Below are 18,316 nucleotides of genomic sequence, written 5' to 3' on the forward strand. Positions count from 1 at the left end.
CATCAAGTCGCTAAGGCAGGAGCCGCAGGCTGAAGCAGATTTCTTGCAACCAGTAATTCAGCAATTTGCACTGCATTAAGAGCCGCTCCTTTGCGAATCTGGTCTCCGCTCAACCAAAGTTCTAACCCACAGGGATGAGACAAGTCTTGACGAATTCGACCCACCAAAACTTCGTCACGGCCACTCGCTTCAATGGGCATCGGGAAATAATTAGCTTGCCAATCTTCAACTAATTTGACCCCAGGCGCTTGGCTCAACAATTCTCTAGCCTGAGCCACATCAAAAGGTGCATCAAACTCTAGGTTAATCGCTTCTGAGTGAGCCCGGAGTACGGGAACCCGTATGCAAGTTGCCGTGATTCTGAGATCGGGAGCACCGAAGATTTTGCGAGTTTCATGCACCATCTTCAACTCTTCTTCGCAGTAACCCTGATCAGTCAGCTTAGAGTTGTGCGGGAATAAGTTAAAAGCTAGCGGGTAAGGAAAAACTTCACTAGTAGGAGTTTCACCTTGCAAGATTGCTTTGGCTTGAGTTTTAACTTCTTCCATTGCCCGCGCACCCGCGCCGCTGGCAGATTGGTAAGTAGCTGCCACAATCCGCTTAATGGGTTGAATTTGGTGCAATGGCCAAATGGCAACTGACATCAAGATAGTAGTGCAGTTGGGGTTGGCAATGATGCCTTGGTGCCTAGCAGCAGCGTCCGGATTAACCTCTGGAACGACCAATGGTACTTGGGGGTCCATGCGAAAAGCACTGGAGTTGTCAATCACGACTGCTCCTGCTGCCACTGCCTTGGGTGCCCAAGCTTTAGAGATCGAACCTCCAGCGGAAGCTAGAACTAAATCTACATTGGCAAATGAGTTTTCGCCGACGGCTTCGATGGGTAATTCTTCGCCTTGAAAGGTGAGGGTGCGTCCAGCCGACCGAGGAGAAGCCAGTAGCTTCAGCTCGGAGACTGGAAATTGGCGACTTTGCAACAACTCAATGAGTTCCGTCCCAACTGCACCCGTTGCTCCCAAAATAGCGACTTTATAAGACTGACCCAAATTAATTGCCTCCTGTGATACCGATAATTTTTGCGATTGAACAAAAAATATTTGAAGAAATATAAGGTTAGAGCTAGGTCTTTACAGGTAAATCTAAGAGTCGGTTGGCTAACTTTGCTGGATTTTTAGCTGTTGGATCTGCTAGCTCACAAGGCTTTTTATAAGATTTTCTTTTGTTTAAGATTTATTAGATGAGGTTAGATCATGAATTTAGAGGTTTTCTTAGTGATAAGTCTCAAAAATTGAGGTTTCAACATTTTAACGGATTTTGTTCGGACTGAAAAATAGCTCGCCTTGTCTAAGTAGGAGTCTCAGCACTCCTCAACTAAGATCTTCGCATAAGACTGGGTTTTATCCGCTTAACTTTGTGCTCTGAGGTGCGATCGCTGCTGAGCAAAGCTAGCTGTAACAATACGGGCACTAGATTGAGGGGCAAGAGCACTAAAGTCATTGGGTGCCTTTGAGTGCTACTCTGCCAAAGAACAGCCCAGATGAACTTTAGATCAAATTTAATTCATCTCGTTCATGGCTGGTTAGGATCGGTTAGGATAGCTAATTGCAGTTAAGCGAAATTTCCCCGAATTGCTGAACTGAGCTCTTTCGCTCTGACCTTTGGTTAAGTGATAGAGCAGGTGATTAGTCCTGTGAAAGCTAAGTCATACCGATCGCCCTGAGTATGCCCGGAGTACTTAATGCCTACAGTAATCAAGTTGTTGCTGGGCCAAGGGCTGACCTTTAATGTCAGGGATTGCTCAAGGAAACCTGTGCTTTAGGGCACTGTATCACAAACCTCAATCCCTGTTGAACCAGAAAGTTTAGTTGTCTAAAAACTGCAGAGCCAATGAAAGTTACCCAGGAAAAACTTCCCGCCAGTCAGATTGGTTTGGAAATCGAAATTCCACCAGACATGTCCAAGAAAGCTTACGAGCAGGTCCTGCAAGAGTTTACTCGCTCGGCTAATATCCCTGGGTTTCGGAAAGGCAAAGTTCCCCGTCAAGTATTGATTCAGCGCTTTGGTTCTAGTCGCATGAAGGCTGCAGCACTAGAAGAGTTGGTTCAAAACGGTGTCCGTCAAGCCGTTGAACAGGAAAAAATCGATGCGATCGGTAACTTCCAGTTGCGCTCTTCATTTGAAGACTTGGTGCAACAGTATGAACCTGGTTCTGTCCTCACTTTCTCTGCTGCTGTAGATGTTCAACCAGAAGTGAAGCTAGACCAATACACTGGCTTTAACGTTCAGGCAGAAAAAGCAGAGTACGACCCTCAGCAAGTCGATAAAGTTTTAGAAGAGCGTCGGGCTGAATTGGCAACTCTGATTCCAGTTGAAGGCCGCGCTGCTCAGCTGGGTGATACAGCTGTAGTGGACTTTTCTGGTCGCATAGTAGCTGAAGAAGGTGCCGAAGAAGAAGCCGCTGAAATCCCCGGCGGCCAAGCTGAAGACTTCCAAGTTGAGTTGTCGGAAGGCCGATTTATTCCTGGTTTTATCGATGGCATGGTCGGCATGAATCCAGGGGAAACCAGAGAAGTCTCAGTCAAGTTCCCAGAGGATTATCCGCAAGCTGATCTAGCAGATAAACCCGCTGTCTTTACCATTACAGTAAAAGAGCTGAAGGAAAAGGAACTGCCCGCCTTGGATGATGACTTTGCTCAAGAAGTCAGTGAGTTCCAAACTTTGGCGGAGTTACGTGCTTCGATCGAATCCAATTTCCAAAAGAAAGCTGACAGCAAAACCGACGCGAATAAGGAACAAGCGATCATCAGTGAGTTGCTGAAGCAAATTGAGGTTGATTTGCCCATGACCTTGATCGATCGCGAAGTTGACTACATGTTGACCCAAACCGCGATTGAGTTACAAAACCAAGGGCTGGATATCAAGCGGCTGTTCACCCAAGACATGATTCCTCAATTGCGAGAGCGATCGCAGCCCGAGGCCATTACTCGGATCAAGCGCACACTAGCTCTAGGCGAAGTAGCGAAGCGGGAGTCCATTCAGGTCGAACCTGAAGCGATCGAGACTCGTATCAAAGAAGTCATGGAGCAGTATAGCGATCGCGACATCGACCACGATCGTTTGCGAACCGTGGTTGAAGAAGATTTGTTGAAAGAAAAAATTCTCAAGTGGCTAGAAGAGCGCTCCACGATTGAACTTGTACCCGAAGGTTCTCTCACTCAGGGTGAAGAAAGCGAGGAGCTAGCTTCAGCAGAGGTTACGGCTGAACCGGAAACTGCTGCTCCAGCAGAAACAGAGGCTAGTGAGTAGTCTTACGTAAATTTTCTTGAGGGAGCGATCACTTTAAACTCACTCTACGGCTCTAGCCGATAGAATGACTGGTTAGTTACCTAGCCGTAATTAAGCGGGTTTCTCGTGCATTTCTCCCTCACCTACAGCCAGTCTTAGATGAGTTGAGGCATAATGATCGCATATAACAGATACAAGCGTTACGACTTTCCTCCAAGAGTGTGTGCTCCTAAAGGTCCGTAAATAAACGCTCGAACTGTTTGGTTGATGTCACAGTCCTGAACTTCAGTTCTTAGCCCCTATGTTGGTATCTCAGTCCCTTTACTCCCCTATCAGCAGCCTGAACTTGCTAGACGTTGCTTCTACTGGCCCCAGCAACGTCATCCCGATGGTAGTGGAACAATCTGGTCGGGGTGAGCGGGCGTTTGACATCTACTCACGGCTCTTGCGGGAGCGCATTGTATTCCTAGGAACGCCAGTTGATGACGCGGTCGCTGATTCCATCGTGGCTCAACTCCTGTTTCTAGAAGCAGAAGATCCAGAGAAAGATATTCAGCTTTACATCAACTCGCCAGGTGGTTCCGTCACGGCTGGTATGGCAATCTATGACACCATGCAGCATATTGGCCCAGATGTTGTGACTATGTGTTTTGGATTGGCTGCTAGCATGGGAGCCTTTTTACTCTCAGGCGGAGCCCCGGGCAAGCGCATGTCACTGCCTAGTTCCCGGATTATGATCCACCAACCGCTAGGTGGAGCGCAAGGTCAAGCTGTTGACATTGAAATTCAAGCCAAAGAAATTCTGTATCACAAGCGCAAGCTGAATGAGCTATTGGCTGGTCATACAAATCAGCCTTTAGAGAGGATTGAAGCGGATACTGAGCGCGACTTCTTTATGTCGGCAGTTGAAGCAAAAGACTACGGTTTAATTGATCAAGTTATTTCTAGGCAGAACATTCCCCTTCCGGGAGAGGCTGTCACCGCACTGAAATCATGAGGCAGTTATGTCTAAGTACGACTCCCATCTGAAATGTTCCTTCTGTGGCAAGTCTCAAGAGCAGGTTCGCAAATTGATTGCCGGACCAGGAGTCTACATTTGCGATGAGTGTGTCGACTTGTGTAACGAAATTCTGGATGAGGAACTGTTTGACTCTAGTGCAGCAGCTCCTCAGCCAACTCCTCGGCGTGAGCAACCAACAGAGAAGCGACGCACTCGTGCTTCTAGTCTCTCGTTGACTCAGATTCCTAAGCCTCGGGAAATTAAAAAACACCTAGATGAGCACGTCATCGGTCAAGATGAAGCCAAGAAAGTGCTATCTGTCGCAGTGTATAACCACTACAAACGCCTCAGCTTCATTCAAGCTAAGGGAAGTGCTAAGCCAACTGACGACCCTGTAGAATTGCAAAAATCTAACATTCTGCTGATTGGTCCTACAGGGTGTGGCAAGACTCTGCTGGCTCAAACGTTGGCAGAGATTCTGGATGTGCCTTTTGCGGTCGCTGATGCCACAACGCTAACCGAAGCAGGGTACGTCGGTGAGGATGTCGAAAATATTCTACTGCGCTTGCTACAAGTGGCAGATCTGGATGTAGAAGAAGCCCAGCGAGGCATTATCTACATTGATGAAATTGATAAAATCGCCCGTAAAAGCGAGAACCCCTCGATCACCCGTGATGTTTCTGGTGAAGGGGTGCAACAGGCGTTGCTGAAGATGCTAGAGGGAACAGTTGCGAATGTACCTCCTCAAGGAGGCCGTAAGCATCCCTATCAAGATTGCATCCAGATTGACACTAGCAACATCCTGTTTATCTGTGGTGGAGCTTTCGTTGGTCTTGACAAAACAGTGGAGCAGCGGATTGGTAAGAAGTCGATTGGCTTCATTCAGGCGGGTGATGGTCAATCGAAAGATAAGCGAACCGCAGATATTCTCCGACACTTAGAGCCAGACGATTTAGTCAAGTTCGGGATGATTCCAGAGTTTATCGGTCGCTTGCCAATGGTGGCAGTGGTCGATCCGCTGGATGAAGATGCCCTATCTGAGATTCTGACTGAGCCTCGCAATGCTCTGGTGAAGCAGTACCAGAAGTTGCTGAAGATGGACAATGTCCAGTTGGAGTTTAAGCAAGAAGCTGTGCGGGCGATCGCTCAAGAAGCCTATCGTCGTAAGACTGGGGCACGGGCGCTGCGAGGCATTGTGGAAGAGCTAATGCTAGATGTGATGTACGAACTTCCCTCCCGCAAGGATGTGACACGCTGCACGATTACTAAAGAAATGGTGGAGAAACGCTCAACTGCTGAGTTACTGCTGCACCCCTCTTCTTTGCCTAAGCCTGAGTCTGCGTAGTTAGTGCAGCCAAGCGATGTGGCAGCTTGAGTAGTAGGTTTTTTAGCCAAAAACCTGTAATCTCAATCTGGAGTTTAAAACCTGCTTAGCAATGCCTTATATTCCAATTCGTGGTGTTAATCACTACTATGAGTGGATTGGTACGTCGGACCACTCTAAAACCTCTGGGAAACCAATCATGGTTTTTGTACATGGTTGGGGTGGTTCGGCGCGGTATTGGGAAAGTACAGCTCAAGCGCTCTCAGATACGTTCGATTGTCTCCTCTACGATCTCCGAGGGTTTGGTCGTTCCTGTTTACCTGCTGATCAGCAACCAGGCGCAGAAAATCAACAAGCAACTTTACAGCAAAGTGTAGACAAGACAGTGACAGCTGAAACAGAACTGCTGCAAGCAGCTGAGAGCACTGAAGACTTGATCTATGAACTGGAAAGCTATGCCGATGATCTAGCTGCTTTACTTGAAGCGTTGGGATTAGAGCGAGTTTATCTGAATGCTCACTCAATGGGAGCTTCGATCGCGGTCTTTTTCTTGAATCTTTACCCACAGTTTGTAGAGCGGGCAATTCTGACCTGTAGTGGCATCTTTGAATACGATGAAAAAGCGTTTAGTGCTTTTTATCGCTTCGGTGGCTATGTCGTTAAGTTCCGCCCACGTTGGTTGGCTAAAATTCCTTTTGCCAACCGCATGTTTATGGCGCGGTTCTTACACAAACCGTTACCAGATGCTATTAGCCAAGCTTTTTTAGAGGATTTTCTCTTAGCTGACTATAAAGCTGCGCTTGGAACCATTTTTACTTCAGTGAGCAAAAAAGCAACAGAAGTGATGCCGCAGGAGTTTACTAAGTTAACGGTCCCTACTTTATTGATTGCAGGGGAGCATGACATCATCATTCCGGCGTCAATGGGGCAGCAGGCGGCCGACTTGAGTGAGAAAGTAGAATATTCGCTCATTCCTGGCACTGCTCATTTTCCGATGATGGAAGACCCAGAAACTTATCTACAGCGTGTACGGGACTTCACTCATGTCAAACAGCCTAGCCTATAGTGGATGGCATGCATGTTTTGATGACGGTCCACTAGAGCTAACTGGGAGGGTCTGGATGAGTGACAAAGAAGCTTGGTTTGTCGTCAAGCAATCTAATGGGTCTTGTGAGGTTTGGTCTGCGGCTCAGATTGAAGCCAAGCAATCTCAAGCACAGTCTACAGATTTAGCGCCACAATGGGGACCATTCAAATCGCAGACTGAAGCGATCGCCCGCCGAGTGGGTCTAATTCGTGCGGGCAAGTGTCAACCCGTCTAAAGCCAAGAACTAGAAACTGATTTGGGGTGAGCCGTGACTCACCCTACTGCTTACCGCGTGCTGGATTCTGCACGGGTGCCTTTTTGAGCCGCAACTTTTTGGGTTAGAACTGTTAAGGCTTTGGCGTATTGCGGATCGGCCTCAGTGCCTACCTTATCGCGATCGCGGCTCAGTTCTTCTCGCTGAGTATCGCTGAGTTCGATGACCACATCGGGAGCAATACCATGCTTGTTAATATCAACACCGTCAGGCGTGAGGTATTTGGCAATCGTCACCGCTAAACCGGAACCATCGCCCAGACCTCGCACTGACTGAACTAAGCCTTTACCAAAGGTTTGCGTCCCCACCAAAACGGCTCGGTCATTGTCTTGCAAAGCGCCGGATAGGATTTCACTAGCGCTAGCGGAACCTCCATCTACCAAAACAACTAGTGGTTTATCTGTCAAAGCACGACGATTGGCTTTTTCCCGGTCTGTCTCGCCTTGTCGATTGACCGTAGAGACGATCGCGCCGTCGTCTAACCACATGCGGGCAATTTCAATACTGGAGTAGAGCAGACCACCGGGATTAGAGCGCAGGTCCAGAATGTAGCCATCTACCTGCTTTTGCTCTAGATCTTGGATGGCTTTTCGCATCTCCAAGGAAGCATTTTGGCTAAATTGGGACAAACGAATATAGCCAACATTGGCGTTGGGCGCTTGTTGAGTGGTGTATTTAACCGGGTGGATTTCAATGCGATCGCGCTTCAGCCGAAACTCTAATTCCTCTTTCCCCCTCAAAACGGTCAGGGTGACTTGAGAACCAACAGGACCGCGAATCAAGGTCACAGCCTTATCGACATCCATCCCTTCGGTGCTCTTTCCATCAATTCTGAGAATTGTGTCCTTGGCAAGCACTCCAGCTTTAGCCGCAGGCGTATCTTCAATCGGAGCCACAACCACCAGCTTCTTAGTTTTCTCATCCTGAGACAACTGGATACCAACGCCAGTCAGTTCACCGGACGTATCAATCTGCATGTTCCGGAACTCAGTCGGGTCCATGAACCGGGTGTAGGGATCGTTCAGCTGCTTGAGCATTTCCCGGATGGACTTGTAGGCTTCCTCTTTATTGCTATAGGAGCGGTTGAGGTACTGACTGCGAACTGCCTTCCAGTCAACCCGATTGAACGTACCGTCTACATAGGTACGATCGATGATCTGCCAGACTTCGTCAACTATTTCTTTAGGACTTTCGCGAAAAAAGGCTTGACTTTTAGATAGATGAATGCCAGCTCCAGTGATGCTGACAGCAGTGAGTGCAACTGCTGTTGCACCTAAAACAAGCCCGCGTTTTGTCATGTCCATACGCCTACTGAGCTGGAAGGGATTGGTCTGGAAAAGGTACAGCGTGTATTTGTGCTGAAGAATTCTGTCTAACCGAGCAGCTTTGGTTAGAACCTCACACCCTCAGGACTCAGACTGAATCTCATTAGTTTTCAATCTAAAGCCTTGCCAATAGAAAGACTATAACAACTTTATTTCGCAAGCCTCAACCCAAGAAGAAAATCCATGCCTGATTTAAGGATCAACCCACCGACCATCCGCTTTGATCAAATTAATTAACTCTGTCACCCCTTGATCTTCCGGAACTTTCTTGATTTCTTCCCGACCTCGATACAGAGAAATATAGCCAGGTTGCTTGCCGACATAGCCGTAGTCAGCGTCTGCCATTTCGCCAGGCCCGTTAACAATGCAGCCCATCACGGCAATATCTAGTCCTGTGAGGTGCTTGGTTGCTTCGCGAACTTTGTGGAGAACTTCTTCAAGATTAAACAGGGTACGACCGCAGGAAGGGCAGGCGACATACTCCACCATCGTCTTCCGCAAACCCAAAGCTTGCAGAATGCTGTAACAAACCGGAATCTCTTTTTCGGGGGCTTCAGTGATGGAGACACGAATAGTATCTCCGATGCCGTCTGCTAGGAGCGGTGCTAAGCCAGCAGTAGACTTGATCCGACCATATTCGCCATCCCCTGCTTCAGTCACTCCCAGGTGAAGGGGGTAGTTCATGCCCAACTCATCCATCCGCTTCACCATGAGACGGTAAGCGGCCACCATGACTGGGACCCGTGAAGCTTTGAGGGAAATGACTAAATTGTGGAAGTTCAGCGACTCACAGATTTGAAGAAACTCGATCGCGGATTCCACCATGCCTTCGGGGGTATCGCCATAGGTAAATAGCATGCGCTCAGCTAAAGAGCCATGATTGACTCCAATCCGCATGGCTTTGCCTTGATCTCGTAAAGAAATCACGAGCGGCTCTAGAGTTTCACGAATTTTGGCTCCGATTTCATCAAATTCGGCTTGGGAGTATTCGGTGCGATCGCTCTTCGGCTTCTCAAACACGTAAAGCCCTGGGTTAATTCGGACTTTATCGACGTGCTTAGCCACTTCCAGGGCAATCTTCATGCCGTTGTGGTGCACATCAGCCACCAGGGGCACAGCTTGATAGGTTTCTGCTAATTTCTGTTTAATGTCTTTGAGCGCGTAAGCATGGGCCATACTAGGCACCGTTACCCGCACAATTTCGCAACCGATTTCGTGGAGGCGGCGAATCGCGGCAACTGAACCCTCAATATCCAGGGTGTCCTCGTTAATCATCGATTGCACGACGACTGGGGCACCTCCACCGATCGTGACATTCCCAACCTGGACAGGGCGGGTTTTGCGCCGCTGGATGGTGGTGTCAACAAAGGTTTGGCTGGAGGGATCGGAGGTGGTAGGTGGCGTGGGCAGGGTTTGCATACGCTGATGGCTGGCTTCTAGACCAAGACAAATAAGTGTTTCTCTCTACCTCTCAGATTGCCACAGTTAGGCTCCTTTTAGCCGAGGGAATTGAAATTTGCGTAATTCTCTCAGCAGAGCTAGTAGGTACTGATCACGAATTCACAAATTTGCAATCAGGGAAACTACAGTGAGCAACATGGATGTTTTAAAGGCATCAAGCTTGATTTTGTTGGGTGCTAGTGTGGGTGCTTTATTACTCACTACAGGGCCACAAGGAGCGATGGCTGAGACCGCAACAGATGTCTTGTGCCGCAAATCTCCACAAAATTCTCAGTGCGTAGGTCAAGGAATGCCTTCACAAAGCACTAACAGTTATGCAGCGACTAATAAGGAAAATTTGCAAGTGGTCAACGTTGATCAAGACTGGCGATCGCCGAAAGCAGAAATTCCTTGGTCAGAACCTGTGATGGTACGCGATCAGTTTGATGGTGAGTATTTAGCTGTATTTGACAAGAGCCACTCTGGCAGCGCTTTTTGGACTGGGCGAGAGTCGGGTGTCGTCACCCAATGGACCCCAACAAAAATTTCCGTATTCCCTTACAAAAAGACTAGCTCTTGTGGGTTTCTAACTTGTAATAATGTGATGGACTCGTCTCTAGTCGGCAAGGCACTCGAAATTAAGTTAGGGAGTCAAGTCTTCAAGCTAGACGGCGAAGATAGTACATTTACAGTGACCCCTGAGTTGGCAAAAGCCTTACGAAGTGCCCCTGACGAGGAAGTTGTAATCAGAGTTACTTTGGCAGGTAACGGCTCGACAGTCAAAAATAAAATTGGTAAGGGCACTGTTCAATCCTGGAAAACGGTTTACCAGGCAGTAGAGCCAACTCCTTAAAAAGCTTATTAATCAAAGAAAGGCGATCGCTCTTCTACACTCAAAGCGATCGCCTTTTTGAACTCTCAAAATTAGAAATTATTCTGTTGGGAAATCTGGGAAAACCCATTGAGGTGGCTCACTGACTCTCCTGCGGGCACGTTCCTCGGCAATTTCCAGCATTTTATCGAGTGAGTTATTGGCTATAAACTTTGTCGCTGCCTCCTTGTACTCCAAGTTTGGGCATCGATCCCCAAGGACACAACCGTTCTTACAAGCTTCGGCACAGTTTATAGATTCAGACGTCACTTCTCTTCTCCTAATCTCAAAATGACAGTGAGTTAAAGCAGCTTTTTAGATTTGTTAGTAGCGATCGCTCTTTCAGATTTTACCCCCAGAGATCGCGCTCTCCATCTGAAACTTGAGACGTTTTGCGATGGCGGGGATCAAGACTCAAATTAAGTTCTGTGACTGCTGCTGTCTAACTGGTCGGTTTGAGTGGCAGCTTAGAAGCAAGGGAAAAGAAAGCAATCTTCCCTGGAGATCATTTTGGCGATCGCTTCACAGATTGTTACTTGCCGAGGTAGGTGTGAACGGGGTTAAGCCTCAGTAACACTTTGACTTTCAGGAGCGAGGTCTTGAGGTCGATAAACAGTTCCAGGTGAATGATCGGGGTTAATTTCAACTACTAAATCAACGTAGCGGCGATCGCGCGTCAGGGGTTGGATAAATAGTTCAGGATGCAACGCCTTCCAGAAATATTCGACAAACTGATCAATCTCGCGACCGCTCATGCCGCTTTTGCCAGCCGCAATCATTTGGTGTTCGGCTTGCTGTCGCCATTGCTGACTTAAGTGGTAATCAGTAGGATGCAGCACCATCAAGCGATCGAGTCTTGACCACAGTGGTAAATAATTTTGCAGTTTTGCGTTCATATCCCGCGCAAACTCACGATCTGCTTCGGTTACAATCGGAGATGGTGCGGTAGCAAATGCTGCTGGGTCAATCGGGCGAACCCCGACAAACCAACCTTCAAACAGCACAATTGCCACATCCTTGACTACCTCTGGTACGGTTCTGTCCCCTGCTCCATTAAACGCAGATTTATCAAACCGAGGAACTTGAATCGAAGCGGACGGGTCAGTATGGCGTAGCTGGTCTAAAACCATGCAACCTAAATCCACATCGTGAGTTCCCGGTGGGCCACGCCAAGTGAGGCGAGGGTCTTCGGCTCTTAGGCGTAACCGATCTGGATAAGTTTTGTACAGATCGTCGAGCGAAAAACTAAGGGTGCGATACCCTAAGTGGCTAAGTAGCAAGGTCAAGATCGTAGCTAGAGTAGTCTTGCCTGTTCCCTGTCCACCCAAAATTCCCTGGATGAAGGGGCGGCCTAACGCTTGATGGCTTACTGCCAACTCTAAAGCTAAGGGCAGCCATAAATTCCATAAAGGAACTAGAAAGTCAGATTCCAGGCAAAAGGTGTGCTGACAAAACTGTTGGATCGCTGGATAAACACCTTGAAGCAGGTGCGATCGCACCTTGACAGTCTGGCTGACATTGGTAGAGTTGATGCCAAAGGCTTTCGCTCTCAATGAGTCTGCTAAAAGCCAAGTCTCTAGTTGCTGCTGAAGGACCGGGGTTGGTGCTTGTCCCATCGCCCAGTTTTGCAGAATGAGGTTCAAGGATGAATCTGATGGCTGCATACCTTTAAGCATGACTAATTCGATTTAACTGCCAATCTTGAAAGCCTCAATGAACATGCCATAAATTAAGCCAAGCTTAGTGGCGTTCAGGGCTTCTAGCAGCAGTGATTGCGTTGCCCCCCGACGATTGCTGTAAACAATTCGGCTAATTGCTTCTGTCAACGCCATCAAGATTGCGGCTGCGACAATGTCCCATGTGGCTGCTTGTCCGGTTGTAGTTGGAATGGCAGTGCCGAGAAAGACACCGAAGAGAACGCTGATTACCAGCAACGATAGCCGTCGCCAAGGGTTACGCAACCACCGTCCCAACTGACCTAGCACTCCATCTACGAGGTTGTTTAGGCGGGTGTTTTGCATAAATGACGCAGGCTCCAAAAGGGTGATGCGGCAAAATCTCAAAAAAATATCTTAGTGACAAAGTATATAACTCCTGTGCAGGTGAAGATTGCCTGAAGCAGGGGAGTGAGGTGGATGGTATGAATTTGCGGCACGAGTGTTGCAGCGTTTAGTGGCGTAATAAATTCCAACGTAAGAGTTTCGATGACTGGGGTAGGGGGCACACCATGGAGCGGGGGCAAGTGAACAAGCAGATGAAATCGATCGCCTATCCGATAGCTGCGATCGCGGGGACAGGGTTAGTTTTGGGCGCAGCGGCTTTAGCTTTGGGTTGGCTGGAAGTAGGGATTTCGATTAGTCCTGTAGGACCAGATGCCTCTGTGATCTCAGGGGCTGTTCCACTGACTCAGAAGTCGGCTACTGAAGTCGCCATGCGATCGACTACAGGTAATCCTATTGTGTCCTCTCCTGATGCTGATCCCCTGGTTCAGCAGGGTACAGCTCCAACCCAGGTTGCTGCCAACAGTAGCCCGGCTCGCTTGAATGCGACTCCTAATCCTGGCGGCTTGCGAGTGAGTAACACCACCGATCATCCAGTTCGGGTCGCTCTGCTAGCGCAACAATCTCTAGCTAACTCTGCCCAAGCTTCCTTAGCGCCTACTGGTAAGGCACCCGTCTATGGCCAACCGGCTCATTGGGATTTTGCTCCCGGCGAGGGCAGCGCTCAGGGTTTAGCTTTGTCCTTGCCAGAGGGAAATTTACAACTGAAAAAGGGAGATGTTTTGGTGGCGTTCGCCCAAGATGGATCACGCCGTTACTGGGGACCTTATGTCATTGGAGAAACTGACCAACCCCTGTGGAATGACCAAAACTCCGAGTGGCAATTAAGCTTACAACGTTGAGTAAATCTTGAGTGAATCTCAGGCAGCTACGGTCTGCGATCGCTTGAGAAGCTAGAAGTCTTAGGTTCACGGATGGGATGATAATACTGGAGAACTTAAAAACCAGTTCTGTCGTCCCTAGTATTGCCTTGTTGACATTTTGGATGAAATTGAGTGTGGGCCGCCGTATTGCAGATTTGTTGAAGCGTGACGAGAAGCAGGGATCAGCGCTCATTTGGGCTTTGGCGATCGCTTGGTTACTGTTGATTGGCTGGATTGCGTTTTTTGGGCACTTGGGCAGCATTGGCTTAATTGATGAAACTGAGCCGCTGTTTGTGGAAGCTGCACGCCAGATGACGGTGACGGGCGATTGGATTACACCCTTTTTTAATGAGGTGCCTCGCTTCGATAAGCCGCCTCTGATTTATTGGCTGATGGCGATCGCCTTTCAAGCCTTCGGGGTGAATGAGTGGGCCGCTCGGCTGCCTTCGGCTTTGGCAGGATTTGCCTTGAGCTGTTTTTGCTTTTATACGTTACGTCTGTTTGGCTGGCCTCACAGATGCTCAAAAGCTAGGGCTCAAGAGCTACCAGATCACTCATTAGAGTTTTCAACAGCACCAAAGCAGAGTAGTGACGTTGGTCGAGATTGGCAACTGTGGCTGACGGCTGGGCTAGGGGGCACAATGGTGGCGCTGCATCCCTACACGTTTTTTTTTGGACGGACGGGCTACTCGGACATGCTGCTGAGCCTTTGTATGAGTGGCTCGTTGCTAGCCTTTTTTCTGGGATATGCCCATACCGAAAACTCCAAAGTTCAAACTCGCTGGTATTTGACTTTCTATGTCCTGATTGGGCTGGCGGTACTGACGAAAGGGCCTGTGGGAGCGGTATTGCCTGGGATGATCATCACTGCTTTCCTGCTCTATGTCGGTCACTTTAAAGCAGTTTTACGAGAAGTAAAACTTGGTTGGGGAGCTTTGATTGTTTTAGGGTTAAGTGTGCCTTGGTTTGTGTTGGTGATTTTGGCTAACGGGCAAGCCTACATTGACTCGTTTTTTGGTTACCACAACGTAGAGCGCTTTACCAGCGTGGTGAATCAGCACAGCGGCCCTTGGTATTTCCACTTTTTGATAGTGTTGGTGGGCTTTTTGCCTTGGTCGGTGTTTTTGCCAGCCGCGATCGCTCGTCTACAATTTTGGCAACGTGGAGCTTGGCAACAGCAACCTCGCTCAACTCATTTAGGATTGTTCGCTGGCGTTTGGTTTGCAGTTGTCCTCGGGTTTTTCACGATTGCTGCAACCAAGTACTTCAGCTATGTGCTGCCCTCCATGCCTGCCGCTGCGATTTTGGTGGCGCTGTGGTGGAGTGAGCAAATCGCCCAAGCGGAAATTGGGCAGCAACAATCACGCAGCTTAAAGCTCAGTACGATCGCGGGGATCGCTTTATTTGCTGTGCTAGCAGCCGCTTGTTTCTATAGCCCTAACTGGTTGAGCGATGACCCCACGATGCCTAATCTGGGCGCGCGCATGGAACAGGCAGGCTTGGCAGAGTGGGGGGCAATTATTTGGGGGATTAGCGCGATCGCTGGGCTTCTCCTGTTACTAAAACGGCAAGCACAATGGTTTTGGGGCGTTAGCCTGATTGGGTTTGCGGCATTTCTGCTCTGGTTCGTGACTCCTATGTCCTTCCTTGTGGACGCGGAACGGCAGTTACCCCTGAGAGAAATGGCGGCTGCTGCCGTCCAGGCGGAAAAGCCCCAGGAACCGCTACTAATGATCGTGCGTGGGTTTCACAAGCCTAGTTTGGTGTTTTATACAGAGCGACCCGTCAATTTCTTGATGAACCCGGAAACAGCCGCACCCGAAATTCAGCAAGCGATCGCCCAACCAACGGCTCCAGGTTCTGCCTTGGTGATTACTTCGCAAAGAGCTTTAACCCGATCGGGTTTGCAGCCTACGCAATATCAAGCGATCGCTCAATCTGGAATTTATCAACTGATTCGAGTTCCCAAAACAGGTCAGCCATGATGCAGGCAGCACAAAAGTGGCTAACTTCCCGGTTGAATCAGTGGGTAGTTTTTTTGCTGGTCGGGGGATTGCTGGTACGAGCCACGATTGCGGCTTGGCTCTATCCTGGTTTTGATGAGGCTTACTACTACCTTTATGTGCTCCACCCAGACTGGAGCTATTTTGACCATCCGCTGCTGGTGGCTCTTAGCACTGGATTGGGGCCTTGGCTCACAGGGATAGTTTCCCAGTTCACGATCCGGATTGGGACTTTGCTCCTTTACACCGGAGCCTTGATCTTTCTGTACTTGACTAGTGCCACGCTGTTTTCTGCACAAGTGGCCACCCTGACCCTGGCGATCGCTACTGCCATTCCAATCTTTCAGGTAGGCTTTGGCACTTTGACGGTGCCCGATACGCCGTTAATGTTTTTCTGGGCTGCTACCCTTTATGTCGCTGCTGGGGAATTTTTTCGGGTTCCCGAAAGCTACCGACCCAGTTGGCGATTGGCTTTGATTAGTGTTTTGGTCGGTTTGGCTTGTTTAGGTAAGTATCACGGCTTTCTGCTGGGGTTCGGGTTAGTTGGGTTTTGCTTAACCAGCGATCGTCATCGCTCGGCCCTTCTTTCCCCTTGGATGGCCCTTGGCGTAGGGCTGTTTGCTGTCACTCTCTCCCCCATGCTGGTGTGGAATTGGCAGCGAGATTGGGTTTCATTTCGGTTTCAGTCTGGGCGAGCGGTTCCCAGGGATCAGTACGATCTACTGGCTCTCCTCGGTACCTTTTTGCTCGGAGTTGCTTACCTATTTCCCACCTTTGGCTTTCCTCTGTGGTGGGTAACGCTGCGTCAGGCGGGCAAACAAATTATGCAGCCTTGGCGACGCAAATCTGGGATTGATCTCAATTTGCATAGCAAACAGCGGTTTATTCTTTGGATGTCTTTGCCCGTTATCTTGGTGTTTACCTTGATTGGCGGTTATCAGCAGATTTTGCCAACTTGGCCGATGCCAGGATTTTGGGGTGCCACTTTACTGTTGGGTTATCAAGCGGCTCTATGGCAGAAGCAAGCTCCGCGCGCCGTTCAACGTTGGCTAGTTGTGTCTGGAACTACCATCATTGCTTTGATGTTGATTGCGCTGCTGCATGTGGCGTTTGGCATTGCTCAAACCACCAGCAATTATGCTTTTTTGGGGGGAATGTGGTCTCCTAAGGAAGATTCCTCTACACAACTAGTAGATGTGCAGCAGTTACGTCGAGGCTTCGCCGACAACCCCACCCTACGAGTAGCTCTGCAAGAGACTGATTTTATCTTTACCAATCGCTATTTCTTAGGTGGACAGATTGCGATGGCTTTAGAGCCTCTGGAACCTAAACCCATTGGTTGTTTATGTGAAGATCTGCGCGGCTTTGCTTTTTGGTCCAAGCCAAATGAGTGGGTTGGTAAAGACGCGCTCTACATTACCTCTGAGCGGTTCCAGGGCAAAACTGGGTTGGCGAAATACCAAGGCTACTTCAGCAGCATCGAAAAAATTGCCGATGTCCCGATTCGGCGGGGGGGTGCGATCGTCCAAGTCTTTTACATTTACCGAGCGAAAAACCTACTTCAGCCTTACCCCCGACCCTATGGAAATTGATCGCCCTCAATTTGTTTTGCCACATTACTTAAAATTCTTACTTACATCTCACCTGAAAGTTAAGGGCAAGGAGTCATTGGGATGGGTTTAAAGCCTTCCATCATGGACCGCTATCTCATTGCAGAATTGCTGCCACCTTTCTTATTTGGGGTAGCCGCTTTCTCGGCGATCGGTTTAGCAGTAGGGGTCTTCTTTGACTTGGTGCAGAAGATTACAGATGCTGGGATTCCCTTCGCGACGGCTATACAGATCTTTTTGCTCCAGGTGCCAAACTTTGTCACCCTCTCGTTTCCCATGTCAATTTTGCTGGCCACCTTAATGGTTTACAGTCGTCTATCGGGGGATAGCGAAATTGTGGCGCTGCGGGGTTGCGGAGTCAGCGTTTATCGGCTAATGGTGCCTGCTTTGATGCTCAGCTTGATTGCGACTGGCATGACTTTTTTCCTCAACGAGTTGGTAGTTCCCAGCAGTAACTATCAGGGAGAAATTTTATTAGAAAAGGCATTAAGCCAAGATAAGCTGGCATTTCAAGAGAAAAATATTTTCTATCAAGAGTTTTCGGGGAAAAAACTGGCTCGCATTTTTTATGCCCATGACTTCGATGGTCAGCGCATGCAAAATTTGACTATTCTTGACTTCTCAAAAGAAGAGCTGAATCAAATTGTAGAAGCCGAATCGGCGGTGTGGAATGCGCAGCAGAGCACCTGGGATTTTGCCAATGGTACCATTTACATTGTGGCACCGGATGGCTCGTCGCAAAATTTGCTCAAGTTTGAGCGCCACCAACTCCGCTTACCTCGTGCGCCTCTAGATTTAGCGAATAAAAAGCGCAAGTCAGATCAAATGAATATTGCTCAGGTGCAAGAACGCTTGGCACTTTTGGAGCAGAAAGGGGATGAGAAAAAAGAGATTCGTAAGTACAGGGTACGAATTCAAGAGAAACTAGCTCTTCCCTTCATCTGCGTAGCGTTGGGACTGGTCGGGGCGGCTCTAGGCACTACCAGTCGTCGTACTAATACGTCTACTGGCTTTGGCATTAGCATCTTGATTATTTTTGGTTACTATTTAATTGCTTTTGTGAGTAATGCCTTAGGTGAAACAGGAGCATTTTCTCCCTTTTTAGCTGGCTGGTTACCGATCCTCGTAGGCCTGACCGCAGGTGGGGGGCTACTGATTCGCGCTGCTCGATAGC

At 48.7% G+C, this 18,316-nt stretch carries 15 protein-coding genes; 10 read left to right on the plus strand and 5 right to left on the minus strand.

All coding sequences use genetic code 11. From position 1 onward, the window contains the following. Nucleotides 1-2 precede the first annotated feature (2 nt). Entirely contained in the window at nt 3-1,046 is a 1,044-nt protein-coding gene (locus H6F72_RS17665) for an aspartate-semialdehyde dehydrogenase (protein ID WP_190438379.1), read from the minus strand. Between the two features lie 841 nt (nt 1,047-1,887). On the opposite strand from H6F72_RS17665, the gene tig reads away from it, so the two are divergent. From tig to H6F72_RS17690, 5 genes are all read left to right on the plus strand, one after another. Beyond that, entirely contained in the window at nt 1,888-3,306 is a 1,419-nt protein-coding gene (tig, locus tag H6F72_RS17670; RefSeq protein WP_190438382.1) for a trigger factor, read from the plus strand. 280 nt (nt 3,307-3,586) lie between these two features. Next, nucleotides 3,587-4,282, plus strand: a complete 696-nt coding sequence (clpP, locus tag H6F72_RS17675; protein WP_190438383.1) for an ATP-dependent Clp endopeptidase proteolytic subunit ClpP — start codon at nt 3,587-3,589, stop codon at nt 4,280-4,282. 7 nt (nt 4,283-4,289) lie between these two features. Continuing rightward, on the plus strand, nt 4,290-5,630 hold the full coding sequence (gene clpX, locus H6F72_RS17680; RefSeq protein ID WP_190438386.1) for an ATP-dependent protease ATP-binding subunit ClpX: 1,341 nt from the start codon (nt 4,290-4,292) through the stop codon (nt 5,628-5,630). 91 nt (nt 5,631-5,721) lie between these two features. Then, on the plus strand, nt 5,722-6,675 hold the full coding sequence (locus tag H6F72_RS17685) for an alpha/beta fold hydrolase (RefSeq protein ID WP_190438390.1): 954 nt from the start codon (nt 5,722-5,724) through the stop codon (nt 6,673-6,675). 55 nt (nt 6,676-6,730) lie between these two features. Continuing rightward, on the plus strand, nt 6,731-6,931 hold the full coding sequence (locus H6F72_RS17690; protein WP_190438393.1) for a hypothetical protein: 201 nt from the start codon (nt 6,731-6,733) through the stop codon (nt 6,929-6,931). A 50-nt stretch (nt 6,932-6,981) separates the two neighbouring features. Here H6F72_RS17690 and ctpC read toward each other — a convergent pair whose 3' ends face one another. After that, nucleotides 6,982-8,274, minus strand: coding sequence for a carboxyl-terminal processing protease CtpC (gene ctpC, locus H6F72_RS17695; RefSeq protein ID WP_190438396.1), 1,293 nt, complete (start codon nt 8,272-8,274; stop codon nt 6,982-6,984). Between the two features lie 213 nt (nt 8,275-8,487). Further along, nucleotides 8,488-9,714, minus strand: a complete 1,227-nt coding sequence (gene ispG / locus H6F72_RS17700) for a (E)-4-hydroxy-3-methylbut-2-enyl-diphosphate synthase (protein WP_190438398.1) — start codon at nt 9,712-9,714, stop codon at nt 8,488-8,490. Between the two features lie 178 nt (nt 9,715-9,892). On the opposite strand from ispG, the gene H6F72_RS17705 reads away from it, so the two are divergent. After that, nucleotides 9,893-10,588: a hypothetical protein gene (locus H6F72_RS17705; RefSeq protein ID WP_190438402.1), complete on the plus strand. Its 696-nt coding sequence runs from the start codon at nt 9,893-9,895 to the stop codon at nt 10,586-10,588. A gap of 578 nt (nt 10,589-11,166) precedes the next feature. On the opposite strand, the gene H6F72_RS17710 is transcribed toward H6F72_RS17705, so the two are convergent. Both H6F72_RS17710 and H6F72_RS17715 read right to left on the minus strand, forming a co-directional pair. Continuing rightward, entirely contained in the window at nt 11,167-12,282 is a 1,116-nt protein-coding gene (locus H6F72_RS17710) for a glycerate kinase (RefSeq protein ID WP_242016997.1), read from the minus strand. A 12-nt stretch (nt 12,283-12,294) separates the two neighbouring features. Then, entirely contained in the window at nt 12,295-12,627 is a 333-nt protein-coding gene (locus tag H6F72_RS17715; RefSeq protein WP_190438405.1) for a DUF565 domain-containing protein, read from the minus strand. Between the two features lie 221 nt (nt 12,628-12,848). Here H6F72_RS17715 and H6F72_RS17720 point away from each other — a divergent pair, with 221 nt between their 5' ends. The 4 genes from H6F72_RS17720 to H6F72_RS17735 all read left to right on the plus strand — a co-directional run bounded on the left by H6F72_RS17720 (nt 12,849) and on the right by H6F72_RS17735 (nt 18,315). Then, nucleotides 12,849-13,508, plus strand: a complete 660-nt coding sequence (locus tag H6F72_RS17720) for a hypothetical protein (RefSeq protein ID WP_199299141.1) — start codon at nt 12,849-12,851, stop codon at nt 13,506-13,508. Nucleotides 13,509-13,651: 143 nt separating this feature from the next. Next, on the plus strand, nt 13,652-15,514 hold the full coding sequence (locus H6F72_RS17725) for a glycosyltransferase family 39 protein (RefSeq protein ID WP_190438408.1): 1,863 nt from the start codon (nt 13,652-13,654) through the stop codon (nt 15,512-15,514). Then, nucleotides 15,511-17,124 (plus strand): glycosyltransferase family 39 protein, encoded by a 1,614-nt coding sequence (locus tag H6F72_RS17730; protein ID WP_242016998.1) that lies wholly within the window; start codon nt 15,511-15,513, stop codon nt 17,122-17,124. Before H6F72_RS17725 ends, H6F72_RS17730 begins: the two co-directional genes overlap by 4 nt. An 81-nt stretch (nt 17,125-17,205) precedes the next feature. Beyond that, nucleotides 17,206-18,315: an LptF/LptG family permease gene (locus H6F72_RS17735; protein WP_242016999.1), complete on the plus strand. Its 1,110-nt coding sequence runs from the start codon at nt 17,206-17,208 to the stop codon at nt 18,313-18,315. Nucleotide 18,316: the final 1 nt, after the last annotated feature.

Origin of the sequence: Trichocoleus sp. FACHB-46, assembly GCF_014695385.1 — a bacterium.
GTDB lineage: Bacteria > Cyanobacteriota > Cyanobacteriia > FACHB-46 > FACHB-46 > Trichocoleus.

Coding starts and splice junctions, on each gene's coding strand:
- H6F72_RS17730 (WP_242016998.1), top strand. CDS start 15,511: ATGATGCAGGCAGCACAAAAGTGGCTAACTTCCCGGTTGAATCAGTGG.
- H6F72_RS17715 (WP_190438405.1), bottom strand. CDS start 12,627: ATGCAAAACACCCGCCTAAACAACCTCGTAGATGGAGTGCTAGGTCAG.
- ctpC (WP_190438396.1), bottom strand. CDS start 8,274: ATGGACATGACAAAACGCGGGCTTGTTTTAGGTGCAACAGCAGTTGCA.
- H6F72_RS17725 (WP_190438408.1), top strand. CDS start 13,652: ATGAAATTGAGTGTGGGCCGCCGTATTGCAGATTTGTTGAAGCGTGAC.
- H6F72_RS17705 (WP_190438402.1), top strand. CDS start 9,893: ATGGATGTTTTAAAGGCATCAAGCTTGATTTTGTTGGGTGCTAGTGTG.
- ispG (WP_190438398.1), bottom strand. CDS start 9,714: ATGCAAACCCTGCCCACGCCACCTACCACCTCCGATCCCTCCAGCCAA.
- H6F72_RS17685 (WP_190438390.1), top strand. CDS start 5,722: ATGCCTTATATTCCAATTCGTGGTGTTAATCACTACTATGAGTGGATT.
- H6F72_RS17710 (WP_242016997.1), bottom strand. CDS start 12,282: ATGCTTAAAGGTATGCAGCCATCAGATTCATCCTTGAACCTCATTCTG.
- tig (WP_190438382.1), top strand. CDS start 1,888: ATGAAAGTTACCCAGGAAAAACTTCCCGCCAGTCAGATTGGTTTGGAA.
- clpX (WP_190438386.1), top strand. CDS start 4,290: ATGTCTAAGTACGACTCCCATCTGAAATGTTCCTTCTGTGGCAAGTCT.
- H6F72_RS17690 (WP_190438393.1), top strand. CDS start 6,731: ATGAGTGACAAAGAAGCTTGGTTTGTCGTCAAGCAATCTAATGGGTCT.
- H6F72_RS17735 (WP_242016999.1), top strand. CDS start 17,206: ATGGGTTTAAAGCCTTCCATCATGGACCGCTATCTCATTGCAGAATTG.
- clpP (WP_190438383.1), top strand. CDS start 3,587: ATGTTGGTATCTCAGTCCCTTTACTCCCCTATCAGCAGCCTGAACTTG.